Raw genomic sequence first — 17204 nt, 5'->3', positions numbered from 1 at the left:
TCGCAGTGGATGAAGGGGATCGGCGTCCCCCAATAGCGCTGGCGGCTGACGCCCCAGTCGCGCAGGCGCCACACGGTGCGCCCCTCGCCCCAGCCGCCGCTTTCGGCGCGGGTGATGACCGCCTGCTTGGCGTCCTCGACGCTCATGCCATCGAGGAAATCGGAATTGACGATCACCCCGTCCCCCGCCTCGGCCTCGCCCTTGAAGGGCTCGTCAGCGCGGGCCGGGTCGGTGGCGACCACGCGGGTGATCGGCAGTTCGTACTTGGTGGCGAATTCGAAGTCGCGCTGGTCATGCCCCGGCACGCCCATCACCGCGCCGGTGCCATATTCCATCAGCACGAAGTTGGCGATGAAGAGCGGCAGCGGCGTGCCGGTGAAGGGATGCTTCGCCGTGATCGATGTCAGATAGCCCAGCTTCTCCGCCGTCTCGACCTCGGCCGCCTTGGTCCCGCCGCGCTTGCATGCTTCGATGAAGGCGGCGACCTCGGGGTCGCCCGCCAGCCCTTGGGCAATCGGGTGATCGGCGGCAATCGCACAGAAGCTCGCGCCGAAGATCGTGTCGGGGCGCGTGGTGTAGACCGGCAGCCTGCCGCCGTCGGAAAGATCGAAGCTGAACTCCAGCCCCTGCGACTTGCCGATCCAGTTCTCCTGCATCAGGCGAACCTTCTCGGGCCAGTCTTCCAGCATGCCGAGGCCCTCCAGCAGATCATCGGCAAAGTCGGTGATCTTCAGGAACCACTGGTTCAGCTTGCGCTTCTCGACCTCAGCGCCGCTGCGCCAGCCCTTGCCGTCGATCACCTGCTCGTTCGCCAGAACCGTCATGTCGACCGGGTCCCAGTTGACAGTCGATTCCTTGCGATAGACCAGCCCCGCCTCGTAGAGGTCGAGGAACAGCGCCTGTTCGTGGCCGTAATATTCGGGATCGCAGGTGGCGAATTCGCGCGTCCAGTCCAATGCGAAGCCGATGCGCTGCAACTGCGCCTTCATCTGCGCGATGTTCTGGCGCGTCCAGCCGCCGGGGTGCACGCCCTTTTCCATCGCTGCGTTTTCCGCCGGCATCCCGAAGGCATCCCACCCCATCGGATGCAGCACCTCGAACCCGCGCATCTTCTGGTAGCGCGCCAGCACGTCGCCCATCGTGTAGTTGCGCACGTGGCCCATGTGGATGCGCCCCGAAGGATAGGGGAACATCTCGAGGATGTAGCTCTTGGGCTTTTCGCTCGCCGAATCCGCCGTGAAGGTGCCGGCATCCGTCCAGGCACGCTGCCAGCGTTCATCGGCGACCGAAGGGTCGAAACGGGTATCAGTCATGGAAGCTCTTTCCGAGTGGAGCGGAAACTCAGGATTCCAGCGACTGACGGCGCAGGTCGCGGGCCTTGGTGAGGATGATGTCCTCGAGCTTCTGCACCGTCGCCGCCTGCACCGGGGCTTCGACCCAGGAGCCTTCGGTGTTGACCTGACGGCTCGCCGCGACCCGCAGCGCATCGGCGCGCAGGTCCTGATCGAGGATCGTGACGGTCAGCTTGACCCGCTCGCCGGGGTTGGCCGGGTTGGTGTACCAGTCGGTGACGATCACGCCGCCGGCGCTGTCAGCCTGAAGCAGCGGCGCAAAGCTCACCGTCTCGAGCGAGGCGCGCCAAAGATAGGCGTTCACCCCGATGGTGTTGAGCTGCGCGGCGGCAAGTTCGGTGCGCGGACGGTCACGCCCGCCGCAGGCCGCAAGGCCGACCAGCGCGGCGCCGAGCATGGCATAGCCGAAGGTGCGGCCGATAAGGGCGGAAGGGGCGCGTGTCACAGCCGGGTCATCCTCAATCTAATGTCTCGGGCCCGCTCTATAGTGGCAAGCCCCCTTGCGGCAAGCACGAAGGCGCTTTCGCCCCCGGCGCGAGTCCGCCTGCCGGCAAGAGCGCCTGCGGGCTTTACCGGGGCTGAATTGTTCGGGGATGCAAGGATTTCTGTGTGCATGGTGCCACAGGTGAGCGAGGAAACCGGGCCGCTGGGGGCAAGATCGTTGCAAGCCCCCGGACAGTGCCTACAGGTAGATGGGAAAAGAAGCGCGACTCATCCAGTGTTAAGGTCGCATCTGCTTGGGCGGGTTATCGAACGTCCGGGCACGGGAACAGGAACGAAGGCGTAAAATGGCAAGCGAGGTGGACAGAATGGCGAAGAGGATGCGGGCGCAACGCTCGCTGCCGCTCGCCCTGCTGTCCGGTGCGCTCGCGCTGGCCGTGCCTAGCGCCGGATTTGCGCTCGCCGGGCAGTTTGCCCCGGTGCAGGCCGCTGCAATTTCCTCCGCGATCACCGATGCCGGTCGCGATGCGCTGGGTCTGGGCAACTTCACCCCCGCCTCGGTCGATCCCGAACTCGCTGCCCGCGTCGCCGGCAAGGCCCGCGCGCGCGGGGTGTTCTTCACCCCCGCCAGCGCCCCGCCGATCACCGGCAAGCGCACGGTGACGGTTGCGGTCCGCGTCGATGACGACACGGTTCGCGCGATCTCGGTGCGCAAGGCACTCGACGCCGTCCCGGGCCGCGGCACCACCGCGTTGGCCGGGCTCGACGCGAGCAAGTTCCAGCTCGGCGCGGCGCGCGGCTACAAGAGCTTCGCGCGCACTGTCGACCTTTCGGCCAATGTCCAGAAGCTCGCCCTGCCCGATCTCGCGCAGTTCGAACCGGCCCGCCCCAAGGCCGAGGACAAGCCCTCGCGCCTCCAGCCGCGAATCGAGCTTGAGGATCGCCAGATCGCCGGGCGTTCGCCCAACACGCTCGATTCGTCCGCGCAGCAGACCGTCGGCGTCGGCGGCAGCTTCCGGCTCTCGCCCAACCTCAACGTGACCGCGGGCGTGCGCTACTCGCAGGAGCGCGAACGGCTCGATCCGCTGACCAATTCGGTGCAGGACAGCCAGGCCGTCTACGTGGGCACGCAGATCAAGTTCTGATCGCCTTGCGCAGGCGGCAGGAGGCCGCCGCGCCGCATCACTTCATCGCCATGTCATAGCCGGGTGATTGCGCGGTCAACGGGCCCTCGTATCCGCCTCATGCGCATAGCTATTCCCGGCTTTCCCTAAGGGAATGCGCCCGCTAGGTTGTCCGCCACAAGCGTCACAATTCGAGGGGAGAATGCCATGGGCCGGGTAGCCATCGTCACCGGGGGAACGCGCGGGATCGGGGAGGCGATCTGCAAGCGGCTCCAGCGGCAGGGCCACACGGTGATCGCCAATTACGCCGGGAATGAGGAAAAGGCCCGCATCTTCACGGCGGCAACGGGCATCCCTGCCTACAAGTGGGACGTCGGCGATCACCATGCCACGATGACCGGATGCGCCCAGGTGGCAGAGGAACACGGCCCGATCGACATCGTCGTCAACAACGCCGGCATCACCCGTGACGGCACGCTCCACAAGATGAGCTTCGACGACTGGAACGATGTCATGCGCATCAACCTCGGCGGGTGCTTCAACATGGCCAAGGCGACCTTCCCCGGCATGCGCGAGCGCGGGTGGGGGCGGATCGTCAACATCGGCTCGATCAACGGGCAGGCGGGGCAATACGGGCAGGTCAACTATGCTGCCGCGAAGAGCGGAATTCACGGCTTTACCAAGGCCTTGGCGCAGGAAGGCGCGAAGTTCGGGGTGACGGTGAACGCCATCGCGCCGGGCTATATCGACACCGACATGGTCGCCGCCGTCCCCGCTCCGGTGCTCGAGAAGATCGTCGCCAAGATCCCGGTCGGCCGCCTCGGCATGGCCGAGGAGATCGCGCGCGGGGTGGCGTTCCTGACCTCCGAGAACGGCGGGTTCATGACCGGCTCGACCATGAGCATCAACGGCGGGCAGCATATGTACTAGCGAGAGCAGGCAGCCAGCCGAGCTGGCCGCCGGTGCCGCGAAGCGGCAGCCCGAGCGTCGGCCAGCGGGGCGGCGGCGCATGCCCGCCGAACCCGTCTGACGTCAGCCTGCGGCTTTGCCGTCGGCCTCCCTTCCGCTAAGCTCCACGGCAACAGGGGAGCAACATCGTGTCATTATCCGAAGCACAGGCCGACCTCCGCCGCGCGCATGTGAATGGCGGCGCGGGGGTGCTGGTCTCCGGCGCCGCGTGGATGGCGGCGGCGACGACGTTCCTCGATGCGGGGCCCAAGCCCGCTTTCGTCACCCTGTTCGTCGGCGGCCTCGCCATCGCGCCAGTCGCGCAACTGGTGGAGCGCTTCCTGTTCAAGCCGCCCGCGGCAGGCCCCGGCAAGCGGCTCGAATGGATCGCGATCGCAACCGACCCGGTGCTGCTGGCAGGATTCTATGTCGGCTGGCTGAGGCTCGAGGCGGAGCCCTTTGCCGCCATCCCCATGGTCGCCATCGGGGTGGGCCTGCGCTACCTCGCCTTTCCGGTGATGTATGGCGGGCTGGTGTTCGCGGGGCTGGGCGCGGTGTTCATCGCGGGAGGAGCGGCAGGGCTGACCGCTCCGGAGAGCGTGGCTGCGCCCATGACGCTCGGGCTTGCGCTGACCGAACTGGTGCTCGGCGCCCTCCTCGCCCGGCAATGGCGAGCGGCCAGCGCCACCGCCTGACGCCTCAGTCGATCACTATCCCCGCGACCTTCCACGCGCCGTCCTCCCACGCGAGGCTGATGCTCTCGGTCTGGGTGGTGCCGCCGGCATAGGCCGAGCGGAACCTGACCAGCCGGTAGCCTGCGGGCGGGGCGGGGACGTATTCGTTGCCGGTGATGTCGCGGGTCAGCAGCTTGCCGAGCGGCGGGCGCAGGCGGGCGGAGACTGTGCTCCATGCCTCCAGCGTGTTCAGGCGGCGGAACTCAGCGCCGGTGGCGGCGTAGCTTTCGGCCCAGCGGCTCTCGTCGATCATCTCGAGAAAATCTTCGGCGGCGCGGGCAGCGGCTTCGGCCTCGCTGCTCGTGGCGGATTGGGGTGCGGCCCCGGCGATGGTCTCGGTGACCGCAGTGGGGGTCAGAACGCCAAGCGGCGCGGCGGAGAGAAACAGGGCGGCAAGAACAAGCGACATGGCGAGCACTCCGATGAGAGCAAGGGCGGGGCCGGGCCGCGCCCACCGCCGGGTGGCGGATGCCGTCATGCCTGCCGCCGCAAGGCCCTCGCGCGCATCCCCCAATTGCTTGTCCGTCAGGCTTTCGGGGGGCGCTCCGGGGGTGTTGTCCTCCTCCGCCAGCAATCGCCGCGCCGCCTCGCGGCTGCTGGTGACGCCGAGCTTGCGGCGCGCCTCGCGCAGCCGCTCGTTGACGGTGTGAACCGAAAGGCCCAGCGCGCGCGCCGAGGACTTGGCGTCATGCCCGCGCAGCAACAGGCGCAGCGCGTCCTTCTCCTTGTCGGTCAGCGCTTCGATGCCGGTGGTCATGGGAGCAAGGCTAGGCCGCGCCCCCGCAAGCGGCCACCCCGAATTTTTCGTAAGGTCGCTGGCACCGCACGGCCGGGCCAGAATCGACAAGCCACCGCGCCCCTGCCCGGCTAGCCTGCCGCGCGAAGGGAGATGCGCCATGACCGACCGCATTCTGGTGTTCTACGGTTCCTACCGCCGCGACCGGCAGGGGATCCGCCTCGCCGACTACTGCGTGCGCCAGCTCAAGGCGCGCGGCGCGGATGTCGAGTTGATCGACGCGGCTGCCGTGGGCCTGCCGATGCTCGACCGCATGTACAAGGAATACCCGAAGGGCGAGGCGCCCGAGGCGCTCGAGACGCTCGCCGAAAAGATCCGCAGTGCCGATGCCTTCCTGTTCGTGGTCGGCGAATACAACTGGAGCGTGCAGCCGGGGCTCAAGAACCTCTCCGACCATTTCCTCGAGGAGTGGTTCTGGAGGCCCGCGGCGATCGCCAGTTACTCCGCCGGGCGCTTGGGCGGGGTGCGGGCGGCGCTGGCGTGGCGCGACATCCTCGGCGAGATGGGGATGGTGGTGGTCTCGAGCACCATTGCGGTCGGGCCGGTCAGCGACACGCTCGACGAAAACGGCGCGCCCACCGGCAGCGGCGGCCCGTCGCTCGAACGCCAGTTCCCGCGCTTTGCCGATGATCTGGCGTGGTGGACGGCAGCCGCCAGGGCGCAGCGCGAGCGGGCGAAGCCGCCCTATTGAAGCGGCGTCAACCCGCCGCAGCCAGCGCCCCGCGGCGGCGCACCTGCGCCCGCAGCATCCAGATCAGCGCGGCGCAGACCCCCGCCATCGCCCCGATGCCATAGAGCCCGGCCTCGAAGCTCCCGGTGCCGTCCTTCAACGCGCCCCATGCGAAGGGGGTGAAGAAAGCTCCGATCTGGGCGATGGTGTTGATCGCCGCCGCGCCGACCGCCAGTTCGGCCTTGGTCATCACCTCGGGCCAGGCCGAGGACAGCAGCATCTGCACGCTCGGCGCGGCGGTGGCGAAGGCGAGGTAGACCGCCACGATCACGAAGCCCGGTCCGCCGAGCCCGATAACCAGATAGCACGCCGCGATGATCGCCGTGCACCAGAAGGCATAGATGAACCGGTCGCTGCGGCGGTCGGCGACATGCCCTAGCCACAGCATCGCGACCGTGCCGAGGATGCCGCCGACGCCCACGGTCCAGCCCACCGCGCCGCGATCAAGGCCGCCCGTGGCAGCCAGAACCATCGGTGCCGACAGGGTGAAGGTGATGTTCGCCCCGATCAGCAGGAAACTCAGCGCGCCGTTCAGCAGCACCCGCGGATTGCCGAGCGCGGCCAGCACCTTGTGGCTCGGCGCCGCGCCCATCAGGCTTTGTTCGCGTGCCAGCTCCTCCTCGATCCAGTCGCGCTCGGCCGGGGTGAGCCAGGTGACGCTGGCGGGCCGGTCGGGCAGCCAGACGAACACCGCGAGCCCCACCAGCACCGTCGGCAAGCCTTGCGCGAGGAACAGCCATTGCCAGCCCGCCAGCCCAGCCGTGCCGTCGAGATCGAGCAGCCAGCCCGACACCGCGCCCATCACCAGCGAGGCGAGCGGGACGGCGATATAGAAGCGGCTGACTGCGCGGCTGCGGTGGCAGGGCGGAAACCAGCTCGAGAAATAATAGATGACGCCGGGGTAGAACCCGGCCTCGGCGACACCCAGCAGGAAGCGCAGGACGTAGAAGGTCTCGGCATTGGTCACGAACATCATGCCCGCCGAGAGCAGCCCCCAGGTGACCATGATCCGCGCGATCCACTGGCGCGCGCCATAGCGCACCAGCAGCAGGTTCGATGGGATCTCGAACAATGCATAACCAAGGAAGAACAGCCCGCCGCCAAGCCCGTAGACCGTCGCGCTGAAGCCGAGATCGGCGTTCATGTCGGTCGCCGCGAAGCTGACATTGACCCGGTCGAGATAGGCGAAGAGGTAAGCGACAAGGATCAGCGGGATGATCCGCCACATCGCCTTGCGCATCGCGCCCGCGCCGATGGCCGCCCGTTCGTCGTCCGCTGCCACCATCGCTTGTCCCCCCCGCGCGGGAGACTACCCTGCGGCAGCGGCAGGGGTCAACGGCTTGCGCGGGGCAGCCGCCGGTGCATAGTGCAAGCAATGCAGATCGAGATCACATCCTGTCCCTTGGGCGAGGCGCCCGAGTGGGTCACGGACCAGTGGATCGGTCTCGTGCTCCCCACGCGCGATCGGGCGCCGCGGCGGGTGAAGGGTTATGGCGTCCTCTCCGCGCCGCGGTCGATCATGAGCGACCTTCTGCGTCAATGGCTCGGGCAGACCGAGCACCATGAGGGCTATCTGGTCCCTGCGGCCGAGGCGATTGCGATCCTCGAGACCCGCTCGCCCGAGGCTGCGGCGTGGTGGCGGGCGAACACCCGGCACCTGTTGAAGCGGTGGCGCGGATTGCTGTTCGATCCGGGGTGCTGCCGGCTGCTGGAAGGGACGCGGTAGCCGCTCAGCCTTTGCTCGCCGCCACGGCTGCGTCCCATTGCTCCCACGCAATGGCGCGGCCCGGGTAGGCGACGTTCGCAAAGGGCCAGTCGCGGGCGAGCCATTGCTGCGTCCACGCGTAAAGCTCGGCGTCGAACCCCGCTTCGTATTCGGCGGCGGTGACCCACAGCTGCACCTGCGCATCGTGGCCGGCAACCTTGCTCGGGTAGACATAGACGCAGCCGCGCTCGCGCGTGCCGTCGGGCGTCAGGACGGCGTAGGCGAAGGACTCGCGCCGTTCGAACCGCCCCGCCTCGGTCTCCATGTCGAGGGCCGCGTCCTTGAGCGTCAGGCCGGCGTGCGGCCATCCGGTGGAGCGGGTGAAGGTCTTCTGGAGGTGCGGGATCGAGGCCATGTAGGCGCGGTAATCGATCTCGGTCAGCGTAGGCCCGAGCGGCACGAGCTTGAAGCCCGGCCCCTCGATCAGCGTCGGCACCGCGAAATCGGGGGCGATCCACGCAGGCGGCGCAGTCTCGGCCCAAGCGGGAGCGGGAAGCGCTCCGCCCAGCGCGAGGGCGACCGCGATTGCTGTCGTCCAGACCTTCATGCCCCAAACCTTCACGGCAATGTCTCCTCGCCCCGGTTGCCGCACGCCTATCCGCGCCGCCGGACCGCCGCCATGCGTCATCCGGGCAGCATCGCCAAGCGTTGAACGCCGCCGATCACGGTCAGCGCCGCGCCCTAGCTGCGGTACAGCCCGTCGATCCGCTCCTGATAGCGCGCGCGGATCTTGTGGCGGCGGATCTTCATCGAGGGGGTCATTTCCTCGTTCTCGATGGTGAAGGCCTCGTCGGGGAAGGCGAACTGGCGGACCTTCTCGATCACCGAGAGATCGGCATTGGTGCGGTCAACCGCCGCGCGCACCGCGTTCTTGAAGGCGGGGAGCTGCTGGAGCGCGACGAGATCGAACTTCTCGCCATTGGCGCGCGCCCATTCGAGCGCCCATTCGGCATCGGGCACGATCAGGCCGACAACATAGGGCCGCTTGTCGCCGCTCACCATCGCCTGGGCGATCTCGGGCTGCAAGGTCAGCATGCCTTCGACCTTCTGCGGGGCGATGTTGTCGCCCTTGTCGTTGACGATCATGTCCTTCTTGCGGTCGGTGATGACGATCCGGCCCTTGGTATCGAGGTGCCCGATGTCGCCGGTGTGGAGCCATCCGTCCTGCAAGGTGCGCGCGGTCTCGGCATCGTTGCGCCAGTAGCCGTGCATCACCAGCTCGCCGCGCACCAGGATCTCGCCATCCTCGGCGATCCTGACCTCGACCCCGCGCATTGCCGGGCCGACGGTGTCCATCTTGAGGCCGACCTTCGGGCGGTTGCAGCTGATCACCGGCCCGGCCTCGGTCTGGCCGTAGCCTTGCAGCATGGTGAGGCCCATGGCGTCGAAGAAATTGCCGACCTCGGGGTTGAGCGGCGCCCCGCCCGAAACCATCGCCTTGATCCGCCCGCCGAAACGTGCGCGGATCTTGGGGCGCAGGGTCTTCTCGACGAGGAAGTCCATCGGCCGGTCGCGCAGGCGCTTCTTGCCGTCACGGCTGCCCGCGGCGATCTTGAGCGCGTTGTCCATCATGAAATTCGCAAGCTTCCCCTGCTTTTCGACCTGCTTCATGATCCGGGTGCGCAGCACCTCGAACAGGCGGGGGACGACGACCATCAGCGTCGGCCGGGTCTCCTCGATATTGCTGGCGAGCTTTTCCAGACCTTCGGAATAGAAGATCTCCGCGCCCACCCCGATGGGGAGATATTGCCCGCCGGTATGTTCGTAGGCGTGGCTCAATGGCAGGAAGGAGAGGAAGCGCTCGTCCTCGATGCCGAAATCGTTGAGCAGGATCTCCGCCGCGCCCGCGACATTGCACAGGATCGCGCCGTGGTGCTGCATCACCCCGCGCGGGGCGCCGCCGGTGCCGCTGGTGTAGATGAGGCAGGCGGTCTCGTCGCGCGCGATCCCGGCGATGCGCGCATCGACCGCGGCGCGCGCAGACGCCGCGTCACCGGTGACGAGCGCGGCCCAGTCGTGATATTCGAAGCTGCCCGATTGCCGGCGCTTGAGGTTCTCGATGCCGATGACGTGCTCGACCAGCCCCGTCTGCCCGATCGCGCCGACCAGCGGGGCGAGCAGCTTCTCGTTGGAGACGAACACCGCGCGCGCGCCCGAATTGTCGAGGATGTGGGCGTGATCGCGGCCGGTGTTGGTGGTGTAGGTCGGCACGGTGATGCATCCGGCGGCCATGATCGCGAGGTCGGCGATGCACCACTCGGGGCGGTTCTCGGAGACGAGCGCGACGCGGTCACCATCCTCGAGGCCCATGCGGCGCAGCGCTTCGGCCATGAGGCACACATGCTCCGCCGCCGAGCGCCAGGTCTGCGTCACCCACTGGCCGCCGGTCTTGTGGCCGAGGAACGGCGCGTCGCCCTTCTCGTCGGCGCGCTTGAGGAACAGCGCGACGAGGTTCTGCGCGTTATCGATGTCCTGCAGCACGATGGGGTCCGCGGGGTTGGCGACCGCGCGGGCGGAATGGGGGCGCGTGGGGGAATGCACTGGCAAAGGCTCCTGATCCCTTCGAGACATTGTCCGGGGTTCAGGTGCGACCCCGCTCGAGGCCCTGATTAGAAGGTGTGAGCCGTAGCGGCAAGCGGGGAGCGCAGTGCCGCCCGCCCCCCGGCACGCTTAGCGCGCTCAGGGCGTGACGACGCTGACGAGGCGCGGCTCGTTCGCCACTTCCCAGCTTCCATCGGCGCGGCGGCCCAGCGCATTGGCCTTGATCGGCGCAGCCCCCGCGCGGATGCCCTTGTGGCCGAGCGCGGCGAGCTGCTCCTGCATCGCGGCAAGCACGGTGCCCTCCTCGATCAGCAGGGTGTCGCCGAAGGCCATCGCGAAGGGCAGCGCGAGCGCGTCCTGCGCGCCGAGCTTGAAGTCGAGCACTCCGATGATGCCGCGCGCGACGGTGACGGGGATGGTCGGGCCTCCGGCCGCGCCGATCACCAGCACCACCTTGCCGCCCGCGTCATAGACCACGGTGGGCGCCATCGAGGAGCGCGGGCGCTTGCCGCCCTCGACCCGATTGGCGACCGGCTTGCCGTCGGCCTCGGGCGTCAGGGTGAAGTCGGTGAGTTCGTTGTTGAGGTAGAAGCCGCCGAAATGCAGCCCCGATCCGAAAGCGCCCTCGATGGTCGAGGTGTAGCTGACCGCATTGCCGCCCGCGTCCACCACCGAGAAATGGGTGGTGCCGTTCTCCGGTTCCTCGGGCCCGTCCCCGCGCGCGAGCGGCGCGCCGGGGGGCACGCCCGCCTCGGGCTTGGCGATGGTCGTGGCGGGATCGATGAGCGCCGAGCGGGTGGCAAGATAGGCGCGATCGATCAGGCCGCCCGTGGGCACGTCGACGAAATCGCTATCGCCCGAATAGAGCTCGCGGTCGGCATAGGCGAGGCGCTGGCTCTCGATGAAGAGGTGCCAGAATTGCGGGCTGTCCGGGCCGAGCGCGGCGAGATCGAAGCGTTCGAGCTGGCCGAGCATCTGCGCCACCGCGATCCCGCCCGAGGACGGCGGCCCCATGCCGCACACCTTGTAGACGCGGTAGCGGATGCAGACGGGCGGGCGCTCCTTCGCGGTGTAGCCGGTGACGTCGGCGGTGGTCATCTTGCCGTCCTGCGGGGTCGCGCCCGCGACATGAGCGGCAAGCGCGGCTGCGGACGCGGGGCCGTAGAATGCTGCTGGCCCTTCGGCGGCGAGCTTGCGAAAGGTTTCTGCGAGCTGCGGCACCTTCACTGTCGCGCCCACCGGTAGCGGCTCGCCATCGGCGCCGAAGAACACCGAGCGCGCGTAATCCGACTTGTCGGCGCGGCCCTTGTTGCCCTTGAGCGATTCGAACAGGCGCCTGTTCATCACGAAGCCGTCCTCGGCCAGCGCGATGGCGGGCTCGAACAGCTTGGCCCAGGGCAGCTTGCCATGCGCGGCATGCGCCTTGGCGGCGAGCGCGAGATTGCCCGGCACTCCGACGCTGAGGCCCGAGAAGACGCGCTCCTCGCGGCCCAGCACCTTGCCCGATGCCTCGAGGAAGCGGGTCGGCGTGGCGGCAGCCGGAGCGGTCTCGCGCCCATCATAGGTGGTGAGCGCGCCGCTCGCTGCATCCGCGCGGACCATGAAGCCGCCCCCGCCGATGCCGGAGCTCTGCGGTTCCACCACGGTCAGCGCCAGCATCACCGCGATCGCCGCGTCGGTGCCGGAACCGCCTTGCGCCAGTATCGCCTCGCCCGCCGCCGTGGCGCGGGGATCGGCGCTGCTGACCGCACCTGCGGTGACCGGCGCGGGTGCGGCGGCACTTGGCGCGGCGGCACTCGGAGCGGTGGTCTGGGTGCTGGCACAGCCCGAAAGGACAAGTGCCAGAGGGGCGAACAGGGCAGGAAAGATGCACATGAGCGCGGTGCTATTCGCTTCCCACCGCTTCGGCAATGCTCGCGAACCCGTCACGCCGCATCAGCGCCTCGAGCCCGCGCGCAATCCGCGCGCCGAGGCCGGGGCCTTCGTAGACCATCGCCGAGTAGAGCTGCACCAGCGAAGCGCCTGCGCGGATGCGCTCCCAGGCGTGCTCGGCGGTGGCGATACCGCCGACGCCGACCAGCGGGATTGCGCCGCCCGTCGCATTGCGGAAGTCGCGCAGACGCTGCGTGGCAAGGGCGCGTAAGGGTGCCCCCGACAGCCCGCCGGTCTCGCCCGCGTGGTGCGAGCGCAGGGCCGGGCGGCTGATCGTGGTGTTCGAGACCACCAGCGCGCCGAGTCGCTTGTCCAGTGCGATGCGCGCGATCGCGTCGATGTCCGCAGGCTCGAGATCGGGGGCGACCTTGAGGAAGATCGGGGCGCTGCTCCCCGCCTCGGCGCGCGCCGCGATCACCGCATCGAGCAGGCTGGTGAGCGCGCCCTCGTCCTGAAGCGCGCGCAGGCCCGGGGTGTTGGGGCTGGAGATATTGACGCACAGGTAGCTGGCAACCGGGGCCATCATCCGCGCCATCACCGCGTAATCGGCGATGCGGTCGGGCGAATCCTTGTTCGCGCCGATATTGACCGCGACGATCCCCGGCCGCCCGGCACGGGCCTTGAGCCGCGCCAGCGCCGCCTCACCCCCGCCATTGTTGAACCCCATGCGGTTGATGACGGCCGCGTCCTCGACCAGCCGGAACAGGCGCGGCTTGGGATTGCCCGCCTGCGGCAGCGGGGTGATCGAGCCCACTTCGGTAAAGCCGAAGCCGAGGCCGAGCAGCGCGTCGGGCACCTCGGCATCCTTGTCGAACCCGGCCGCCACGCCCACCGGATTGGGGAAGGCGAGCCCCGCCACCTCCACCGCCAGCGGCCCGGAGAGCGCGGGCGCGCGGGTCGGCAACGCCGCCAGCGCCCGCAGCGCAAGGCGGTGACCGGTTTCGGAATCGAGCGCGAAGACCGCGGGTCGGATCAGGCGGAACAGCATGCTTGCGCGCCTATGCGAGCGCGGCGCGCGTGTCGAGCCTGCCTGCCTGCCGATGCAGATTGACGCAGACTTACAAGTCTCTGGGCCCTCCAGCGCCGCTCCCTGTCGCTTGCATACAATCCGCCCGCCGAAACCCCCGTTATTCCCCCCCTGCGACCCGAAGGGCTCGGAGCAGCAATGCAAAGAGTTCCTCAACTCAATGGGCGGTCTTCCCGAAAGGGAGGGCCGCCCTTTTTTATCTTACATTTGACCGGCCCGCCAAATGTGGCATGACGCATGCCAGCTTGCCATGGATGCCCCCCGCTCCCCCAATGTTGGACTGCCGGATGATCGCGAGGCCTTCACCTCGGCCGCGCTGATCAGCGTCGATTACATCGCGCCGCCCGAGCAGCTCGCGCCCTTCGTCACCACGCTTTACCACTTCCGCTGCGACGAGCCGGTGATCCGCGATATCCAGCCTGCCGCGGTCGGCCAGGTGTGCCTCTTCCCGCACGGCAAGGGCGAGATGCTGTTCGCTGCCGGGCACCGCGATCCCAATCACGAGGTCGGTCTGCTCACGCCGCTGTCGCGCGCGACCCCGATCGAGGTGGCAGGCCCCTTCCACGCCTTCGGCGCGGCGCTCACGCCGCTGGGCTGGGCGGCGCTGACCGGGCTCCACGCGGGCGAGCATCGCGACAGGCTGCTGCCGGCAGGCGCAGTGCTCGGGCCGGGGATCGACGCGCTCGGGCAGGAACTGCTCGCCGCCTACCGCGATCGCCGCATGAGCGGGCGCGACTGCGCGCAGGCGGTGGGCGGGTTCATCGGCGCGAACCTCAAGCCCGTGAACCCGCGCCATCTCGAGCTCGTCGCCGCGACCGGGCAGTGGCTGGCGGCATCGTTCAACCCCGATCTCGGCGCGCTGGCCGGGACGGCAGGCTATTCGGCGCGGCAGGTGCAGCGCCTCGTCGAGCGCTATTTCGGCCTCCCCCCGCGCGCGCTCGCCCGCAAATACCGCGCGCTGCGCGCCGCGACGCTTCTTTCGGCCCCAAACCTTGAAATGGAGGACGAGGCCGCGATCGCCGAGGCCTTTTTCGACCAACCGCACATGATTCGCGAGATCGCGCATTTCGTCGGCCGCACCCCGGCGCGGCTCGGAGATGCCTCCACCCCCTATCTTGCCGAGATGATCGACCCGCGAAACCTGCGCGAACTGGGCGGCTGAGCTGCGCCTGTGCGACACTCTTGCGACTGGACAAGCGGCCAGCGGTTGCGCAACAACAGGCACGCGGGGTCGACAGCCCCGAGGTCGCGCACGACTAGAACAGGGGGGACTCCGGAGGACCGGGGTGGGGTTGGTTGCCGTCTCGTACGAAAATGATTCCGCCACCGGCCGAAGCAGCCGCGCTGGTCCACACCTTCTACACCATCGCAACCGACGCCGGACAGATCGAGGAGGCGGTTCCGGCCTATTCGGCGCAGCTAATCGTGACGGTGCGCGGGCAGGTGCGCTTCACCTTCGCGGACGGCACCACCGGCACATCCGCGTGCGTCTTCATCAACGCCCCGCAAATGCGCAGCGCCCGCGCGGTGCTCGAAGGCCCGGTGCTGCAGATCGGCGCGTCGCTCACCCATGCGGCGTGGCAGCGGCTGGCCAATCTCCCGGCGGACGAGATGCACGACCGGCTGCTCCCGGCCGAGGCGGTGCTGACGGGCGCGCAGATCGCCGCGCTCGAGGCCGCTGCCGCCGATTGCCGCGACGGGCGGATCGCGCCCGAGGATGTGTGCGCCGTCCTGACCGGGGTGATCGCCGCCGCGCCCTACAGCCTGCGGCCCGATCACGAGGCGGTTGTCGAGGCGATCGGGCGCTGGCTGGCGAGCGGCTTCGACCCCGCGCTGGCCGATCTCTACGCCGGCCTCGATATGTCACAGCGCCAGGTTCAGCGCATCTGCCGCCGCTTCTTCGGGGTCGCCCCGGCGCAGGTGGCGAAGCGCTTTCGCGCCCTGCGCGCGGCGATGCTGCTGTCGCAGCCGGGGATCAGCCGGGAGGTGCACGACCGGCTGATGGCTACCTTCTTCGATCAGGCCCACCTGATCCGCGACATCCGCCGCTACGCCGGACGCACGCCGTCGCAGTTCCGGCGCGAGACGCTGGCGGACGAGTTGCTCGACCCGGCCGCGCATGGCGATGCGGGCGTGCCGCTCAAGTCCGCCGCCGAGTGAGGCGCGGTGCGGCGCATTGAAGTCTTGTAATGCGAGCAAAATGCTCCTAATTCCAATTCGGACTGATTCCGTCCGAATTGAGAACCGCTCGCAATGCGCCTGTCCAACCTTGCCGATTATGCCGTCATCACGTGGTGCCAGGCCGCCTTGCATTGCGGCAACGGCCGGGTGAGCGCGGCGGAGCTTGCGGCCGAGACCGGACTGCCGGTGCCGACCGTGCAGAAGCTGGTCTCGAAGCTGACCGGCGCGGGACTGCTGCGCTCGGTGCGCGGCGCCCACGGGGGCCTGCAACTCGGGCGCCCGGCGGCGGCGATCACGGTGGCGGACATCGTCGAGGCGATCGAGGGACGCATCGCGCTCACCGCCTGCATCGACCACACCCCCTGCGATTTCGAGGCCGGGTGCAACATGAAGCCGCACTGGCCGATCATCAACAACGCGCTGCGCGGCGCGCTGGCGGGCATCACGCTTGCCCAGCTGCGCGGCCCCGTCGCCCCGCTACCCCTGAGTGGCGCGACCCCACTCGTCGAGGACCACCTGGCATGACCGACCGCATTGACCTTCAGGACAAGCCCGAAACCGATATCGAGGCCCGCGAAGCCGCCGCCAAGGTCGCCGATTACGAGCATGGCTGGTCGTCGGACATCGAGACCGAATTTGCCGAGAAGGGCCTCACCGAGGACACGGTCCGCTTCATCAGCGCCAAGAAGAACGAGCCCGAATGGATGCTCGACTGGCGCCTCAAGGCCTTCCGCCTGTGGCAGACGATGGAGGAGCCCGACTGGGCCAAGGTCGGTTATCCCAAGATCGACTATCAGGACGCCTATTACTACGCCGCGCCCAAGAAGAAGATCGAGCTGGATTCGCTCGACGAACTCGATCCCGAGATCAAGCGCGTCTATGACAAGCTCGGCATCCCATTGGGCGAGCAAGAAGTGCTCGCCGGGGTGAAAGGCGCGAAGAAGGTTGCGGTGGATGCGGTGTTCGATAGCGTCAGCGTCGCCACCAGCTTCCGCGAGGAATTGCTGCGCGCAGGCGTCATCTTCCTCTCGATCTCCGAGGCGATCCGCGAATATCCCGAGCTCGTCAAGAAGTGGCTCGGCAAGGTCGTGCCGGTGCGCGACAACTACTTTGCGGCCTTGAACTGCGCGGTCTTCTCCGACGGCACCTTCGTCTATGTTCCCGAAGGCGTGCGCTGCCCGATGGAGCTTTCGACCTATTTCCGCATCAATGCCGAAAACACCGGCCAGTTCGAACGCACCCTGATCATCGCCGACAAGGGCGCCTATGTCAGCTACCTCGAAGGCTGCACCGCGCCGATGCGCGATGAAAACCAACTCCACGCCGCAGTGGTGGAACTGGTCGCGCTGGACGATGCCGAGATCAAGTATTCGACCGTGCAGAACTGGTACCCCGGCAATGCCGAGGGCAAAGGCGGGATCTACAACTTCGTCACCAAGCGCGCGCTGTGCCAGGGGGACCGCTCCAAGGTCAGCTGGACGCAGGTCGAAACCGGTTCGGCGGTGACGTGGAAATATCCCTCCTGCGTGCTGAATGGCGAGGACTCGGTGGGCGAGTTCTACTCGGTCGCGGTCACCAACAATTTCCAGCAGGCCGACACCGGCACCAAGATGATCCACAACGGCAAGAACAG

17 protein-coding genes are annotated in these 17204 nt (G+C 68.2%); 9 read left to right on the top strand and 8 right to left on the bottom strand.

The window, feature by feature from the left end; genetic code table 11:
• On the bottom strand, window positions 1-1313 hold a 1313-nt coding region (leuS, locus tag NBV68_RS09530; RefSeq protein ID WP_296309171.1), incomplete at its 3' end, for a leucine--tRNA ligase.
• Between the two features lie 28 nt (window positions 1314-1341).
• Complete coding sequence (locus tag NBV68_RS09525) at window positions 1342-1749, bottom strand: DUF3576 domain-containing protein (RefSeq protein ID WP_296309173.1); 408 nt, start codon at window positions 1747-1749, stop codon at window positions 1342-1344.
• A gap of 412 nt (window positions 1750-2161) precedes the next feature.
• Here NBV68_RS09525 and NBV68_RS09520 point away from each other — a divergent pair, with 412 nt between their 5' ends.
• From NBV68_RS09520 to NBV68_RS09510, 3 genes are all read left to right on the top strand, one after another.
• Window positions 2162-2938, top strand: coding sequence for a hypothetical protein (locus tag NBV68_RS09520; RefSeq protein WP_296309169.1), 777 nt, complete (start codon window positions 2162-2164; stop codon window positions 2936-2938).
• 186 nt (window positions 2939-3124) lie between these two features.
• Window positions 3125-3847 (top strand): acetoacetyl-CoA reductase, encoded by a 723-nt coding sequence (gene phbB / locus NBV68_RS09515; RefSeq protein ID WP_296309166.1) that lies wholly within the window; start codon window positions 3125-3127, stop codon window positions 3845-3847.
• Between the two features lie 167 nt (window positions 3848-4014).
• On the top strand, window positions 4015-4560 hold the full coding sequence (locus tag NBV68_RS09510; protein WP_296309164.1) for a hypothetical protein: 546 nt from the start codon (window positions 4015-4017) through the stop codon (window positions 4558-4560).
• A gap of 4 nt (window positions 4561-4564) precedes the next feature.
• On the opposite strand, the gene NBV68_RS09505 is transcribed toward NBV68_RS09510, so the two are convergent.
• Entirely contained in the window at window positions 4565-5356 is a 792-nt protein-coding gene (locus tag NBV68_RS09505) for a DUF4019 domain-containing protein (RefSeq protein WP_296309161.1), read from the bottom strand.
• A gap of 139 nt (window positions 5357-5495) precedes the next feature.
• On the opposite strand from NBV68_RS09505, the gene NBV68_RS09500 reads away from it, so the two are divergent.
• Window positions 5496-6086 carry an NAD(P)H-dependent oxidoreductase gene (locus tag NBV68_RS09500; RefSeq protein WP_296309157.1) on the top strand — a complete coding sequence of 197 codons (591 nt, stop codon included), beginning with the start codon at window positions 5496-5498 and terminating at the stop codon, window positions 6084-6086.
• A gap of 7 nt (window positions 6087-6093) precedes the next feature.
• Here NBV68_RS09500 and NBV68_RS09495 read toward each other — a convergent pair whose 3' ends face one another.
• Complete coding sequence (locus tag NBV68_RS09495; RefSeq protein ID WP_296309155.1) at window positions 6094-7410, bottom strand: MFS transporter; 1317 nt, start codon at window positions 7408-7410, stop codon at window positions 6094-6096.
• Between the two features lie 234 nt (window positions 7411-7644).
• Between NBV68_RS09495 and NBV68_RS09490 the strand changes: the two genes are divergently transcribed.
• The gene (locus tag NBV68_RS09490) at window positions 7645-7851 is read left to right on the top strand and encodes a hypothetical protein (RefSeq protein ID WP_296309153.1); all 207 of its coding nucleotides are present in this window, start codon (window positions 7645-7647) and stop codon (window positions 7849-7851) included.
• 4 nt (window positions 7852-7855) lie between these two features.
• On the opposite strand, the gene NBV68_RS09485 is transcribed toward NBV68_RS09490, so the two are convergent.
• From NBV68_RS09485 to NBV68_RS09470, 4 genes are all read right to left on the bottom strand, one after another.
• Window positions 7856-8452, bottom strand: a complete 597-nt coding sequence (locus NBV68_RS09485) for a twin-arginine translocation pathway signal protein (protein WP_296309152.1) — start codon at window positions 8450-8452, stop codon at window positions 7856-7858.
• 119 nt (window positions 8453-8571) lie between these two features.
• Entirely contained in the window at window positions 8572-10431 is a 1860-nt protein-coding gene (locus NBV68_RS09480; protein WP_296309150.1) for a long-chain fatty acid--CoA ligase, read from the bottom strand.
• A 138-nt stretch (window positions 10432-10569) separates the two neighbouring features.
• On the bottom strand, window positions 10570-12306 hold the full coding sequence (gene ggt, locus NBV68_RS09475) for a gamma-glutamyltransferase (protein WP_296309147.1): 1737 nt from the start codon (window positions 12304-12306) through the stop codon (window positions 10570-10572).
• A 10-nt stretch (window positions 12307-12316) separates the two neighbouring features.
• Window positions 12317-13351, bottom strand: a complete 1035-nt coding sequence (locus NBV68_RS09470) for a quinone-dependent dihydroorotate dehydrogenase (RefSeq protein ID WP_296309144.1) — start codon at window positions 13349-13351, stop codon at window positions 12317-12319.
• A gap of 289 nt (window positions 13352-13640) precedes the next feature.
• On the opposite strand from NBV68_RS09470, the gene NBV68_RS09465 reads away from it, so the two are divergent.
• The 4 genes from NBV68_RS09465 to sufB all read left to right on the top strand — a co-directional run.
• Window positions 13641-14552 (top strand): helix-turn-helix domain-containing protein, encoded by a 912-nt coding sequence (locus NBV68_RS09465; protein WP_296309143.1) that lies wholly within the window; start codon window positions 13641-13643, stop codon window positions 14550-14552.
• A 152-nt stretch (window positions 14553-14704) separates the two neighbouring features.
• On the top strand, window positions 14705-15550 hold the full coding sequence (locus tag NBV68_RS09460; protein ID WP_296309140.1) for a helix-turn-helix domain-containing protein: 846 nt from the start codon (window positions 14705-14707) through the stop codon (window positions 15548-15550).
• 93 nt (window positions 15551-15643) lie between these two features.
• Window positions 15644-16096: an SUF system Fe-S cluster assembly regulator gene (locus tag NBV68_RS09455; RefSeq protein ID WP_296309138.1), complete on the top strand. Its 453-nt coding sequence runs from the start codon at window positions 15644-15646 to the stop codon at window positions 16094-16096.
• On the top strand, window positions 16093-17204 hold a 1112-nt coding region (gene sufB / locus NBV68_RS09450), incomplete at its 3' end, for a Fe-S cluster assembly protein SufB (protein ID WP_296309136.1). The genes NBV68_RS09455 and sufB, both read left to right, overlap by 4 nt.

It is taken from the genome of Erythrobacter sp. (genome assembly GCF_023653175.1).
Taxonomy (GTDB): domain Bacteria; phylum Pseudomonadota; class Alphaproteobacteria; order Sphingomonadales; family Sphingomonadaceae; genus Erythrobacter.
Note: the sequence above shows the minus strand (reverse complement) of the source record. Positions and strands in the feature narration are given on the sequence as shown.

Coding starts and splice junctions, on each gene's coding strand:
- NBV68_RS09525 (WP_296309173.1), bottom strand. CDS start 1,749: ATGCTCGGCGCCGCGCTGGTCGGCCTTGCGGCCTGCGGCGGGCGTGAC.
- NBV68_RS09520 (WP_296309169.1), top strand. CDS start 2,162: ATGGCGAAGAGGATGCGGGCGCAACGCTCGCTGCCGCTCGCCCTGCTG.
- phbB (WP_296309166.1), top strand. CDS start 3,125: ATGGGCCGGGTAGCCATCGTCACCGGGGGAACGCGCGGGATCGGGGAG.
- NBV68_RS09505 (WP_296309161.1), bottom strand. CDS start 5,356: ATGACCACCGGCATCGAAGCGCTGACCGACAAGGAGAAGGACGCGCTG.
- NBV68_RS09500 (WP_296309157.1), top strand. CDS start 5,496: ATGACCGACCGCATTCTGGTGTTCTACGGTTCCTACCGCCGCGACCGG.
- NBV68_RS09495 (WP_296309155.1), bottom strand. CDS start 7,410: ATGGTGGCAGCGGACGACGAACGGGCGGCCATCGGCGCGGGCGCGATG.
- NBV68_RS09490 (WP_296309153.1), top strand. CDS start 7,645: ATGAGCGACCTTCTGCGTCAATGGCTCGGGCAGACCGAGCACCATGAG.
- ggt (WP_296309147.1), bottom strand. CDS start 12,306: ATGTGCATCTTTCCTGCCCTGTTCGCCCCTCTGGCACTTGTCCTTTCG.
- NBV68_RS09470 (WP_296309144.1), bottom strand. CDS start 13,351: ATGCTGTTCCGCCTGATCCGACCCGCGGTCTTCGCGCTCGATTCCGAA.
- NBV68_RS09465 (WP_296309143.1), top strand. CDS start 13,641: ATGGATGCCCCCCGCTCCCCCAATGTTGGACTGCCGGATGATCGCGAG.
- NBV68_RS09460 (WP_296309140.1), top strand. CDS start 14,705: ATGATTCCGCCACCGGCCGAAGCAGCCGCGCTGGTCCACACCTTCTAC.
- NBV68_RS09455 (WP_296309138.1), top strand. CDS start 15,644: ATGCGCCTGTCCAACCTTGCCGATTATGCCGTCATCACGTGGTGCCAG.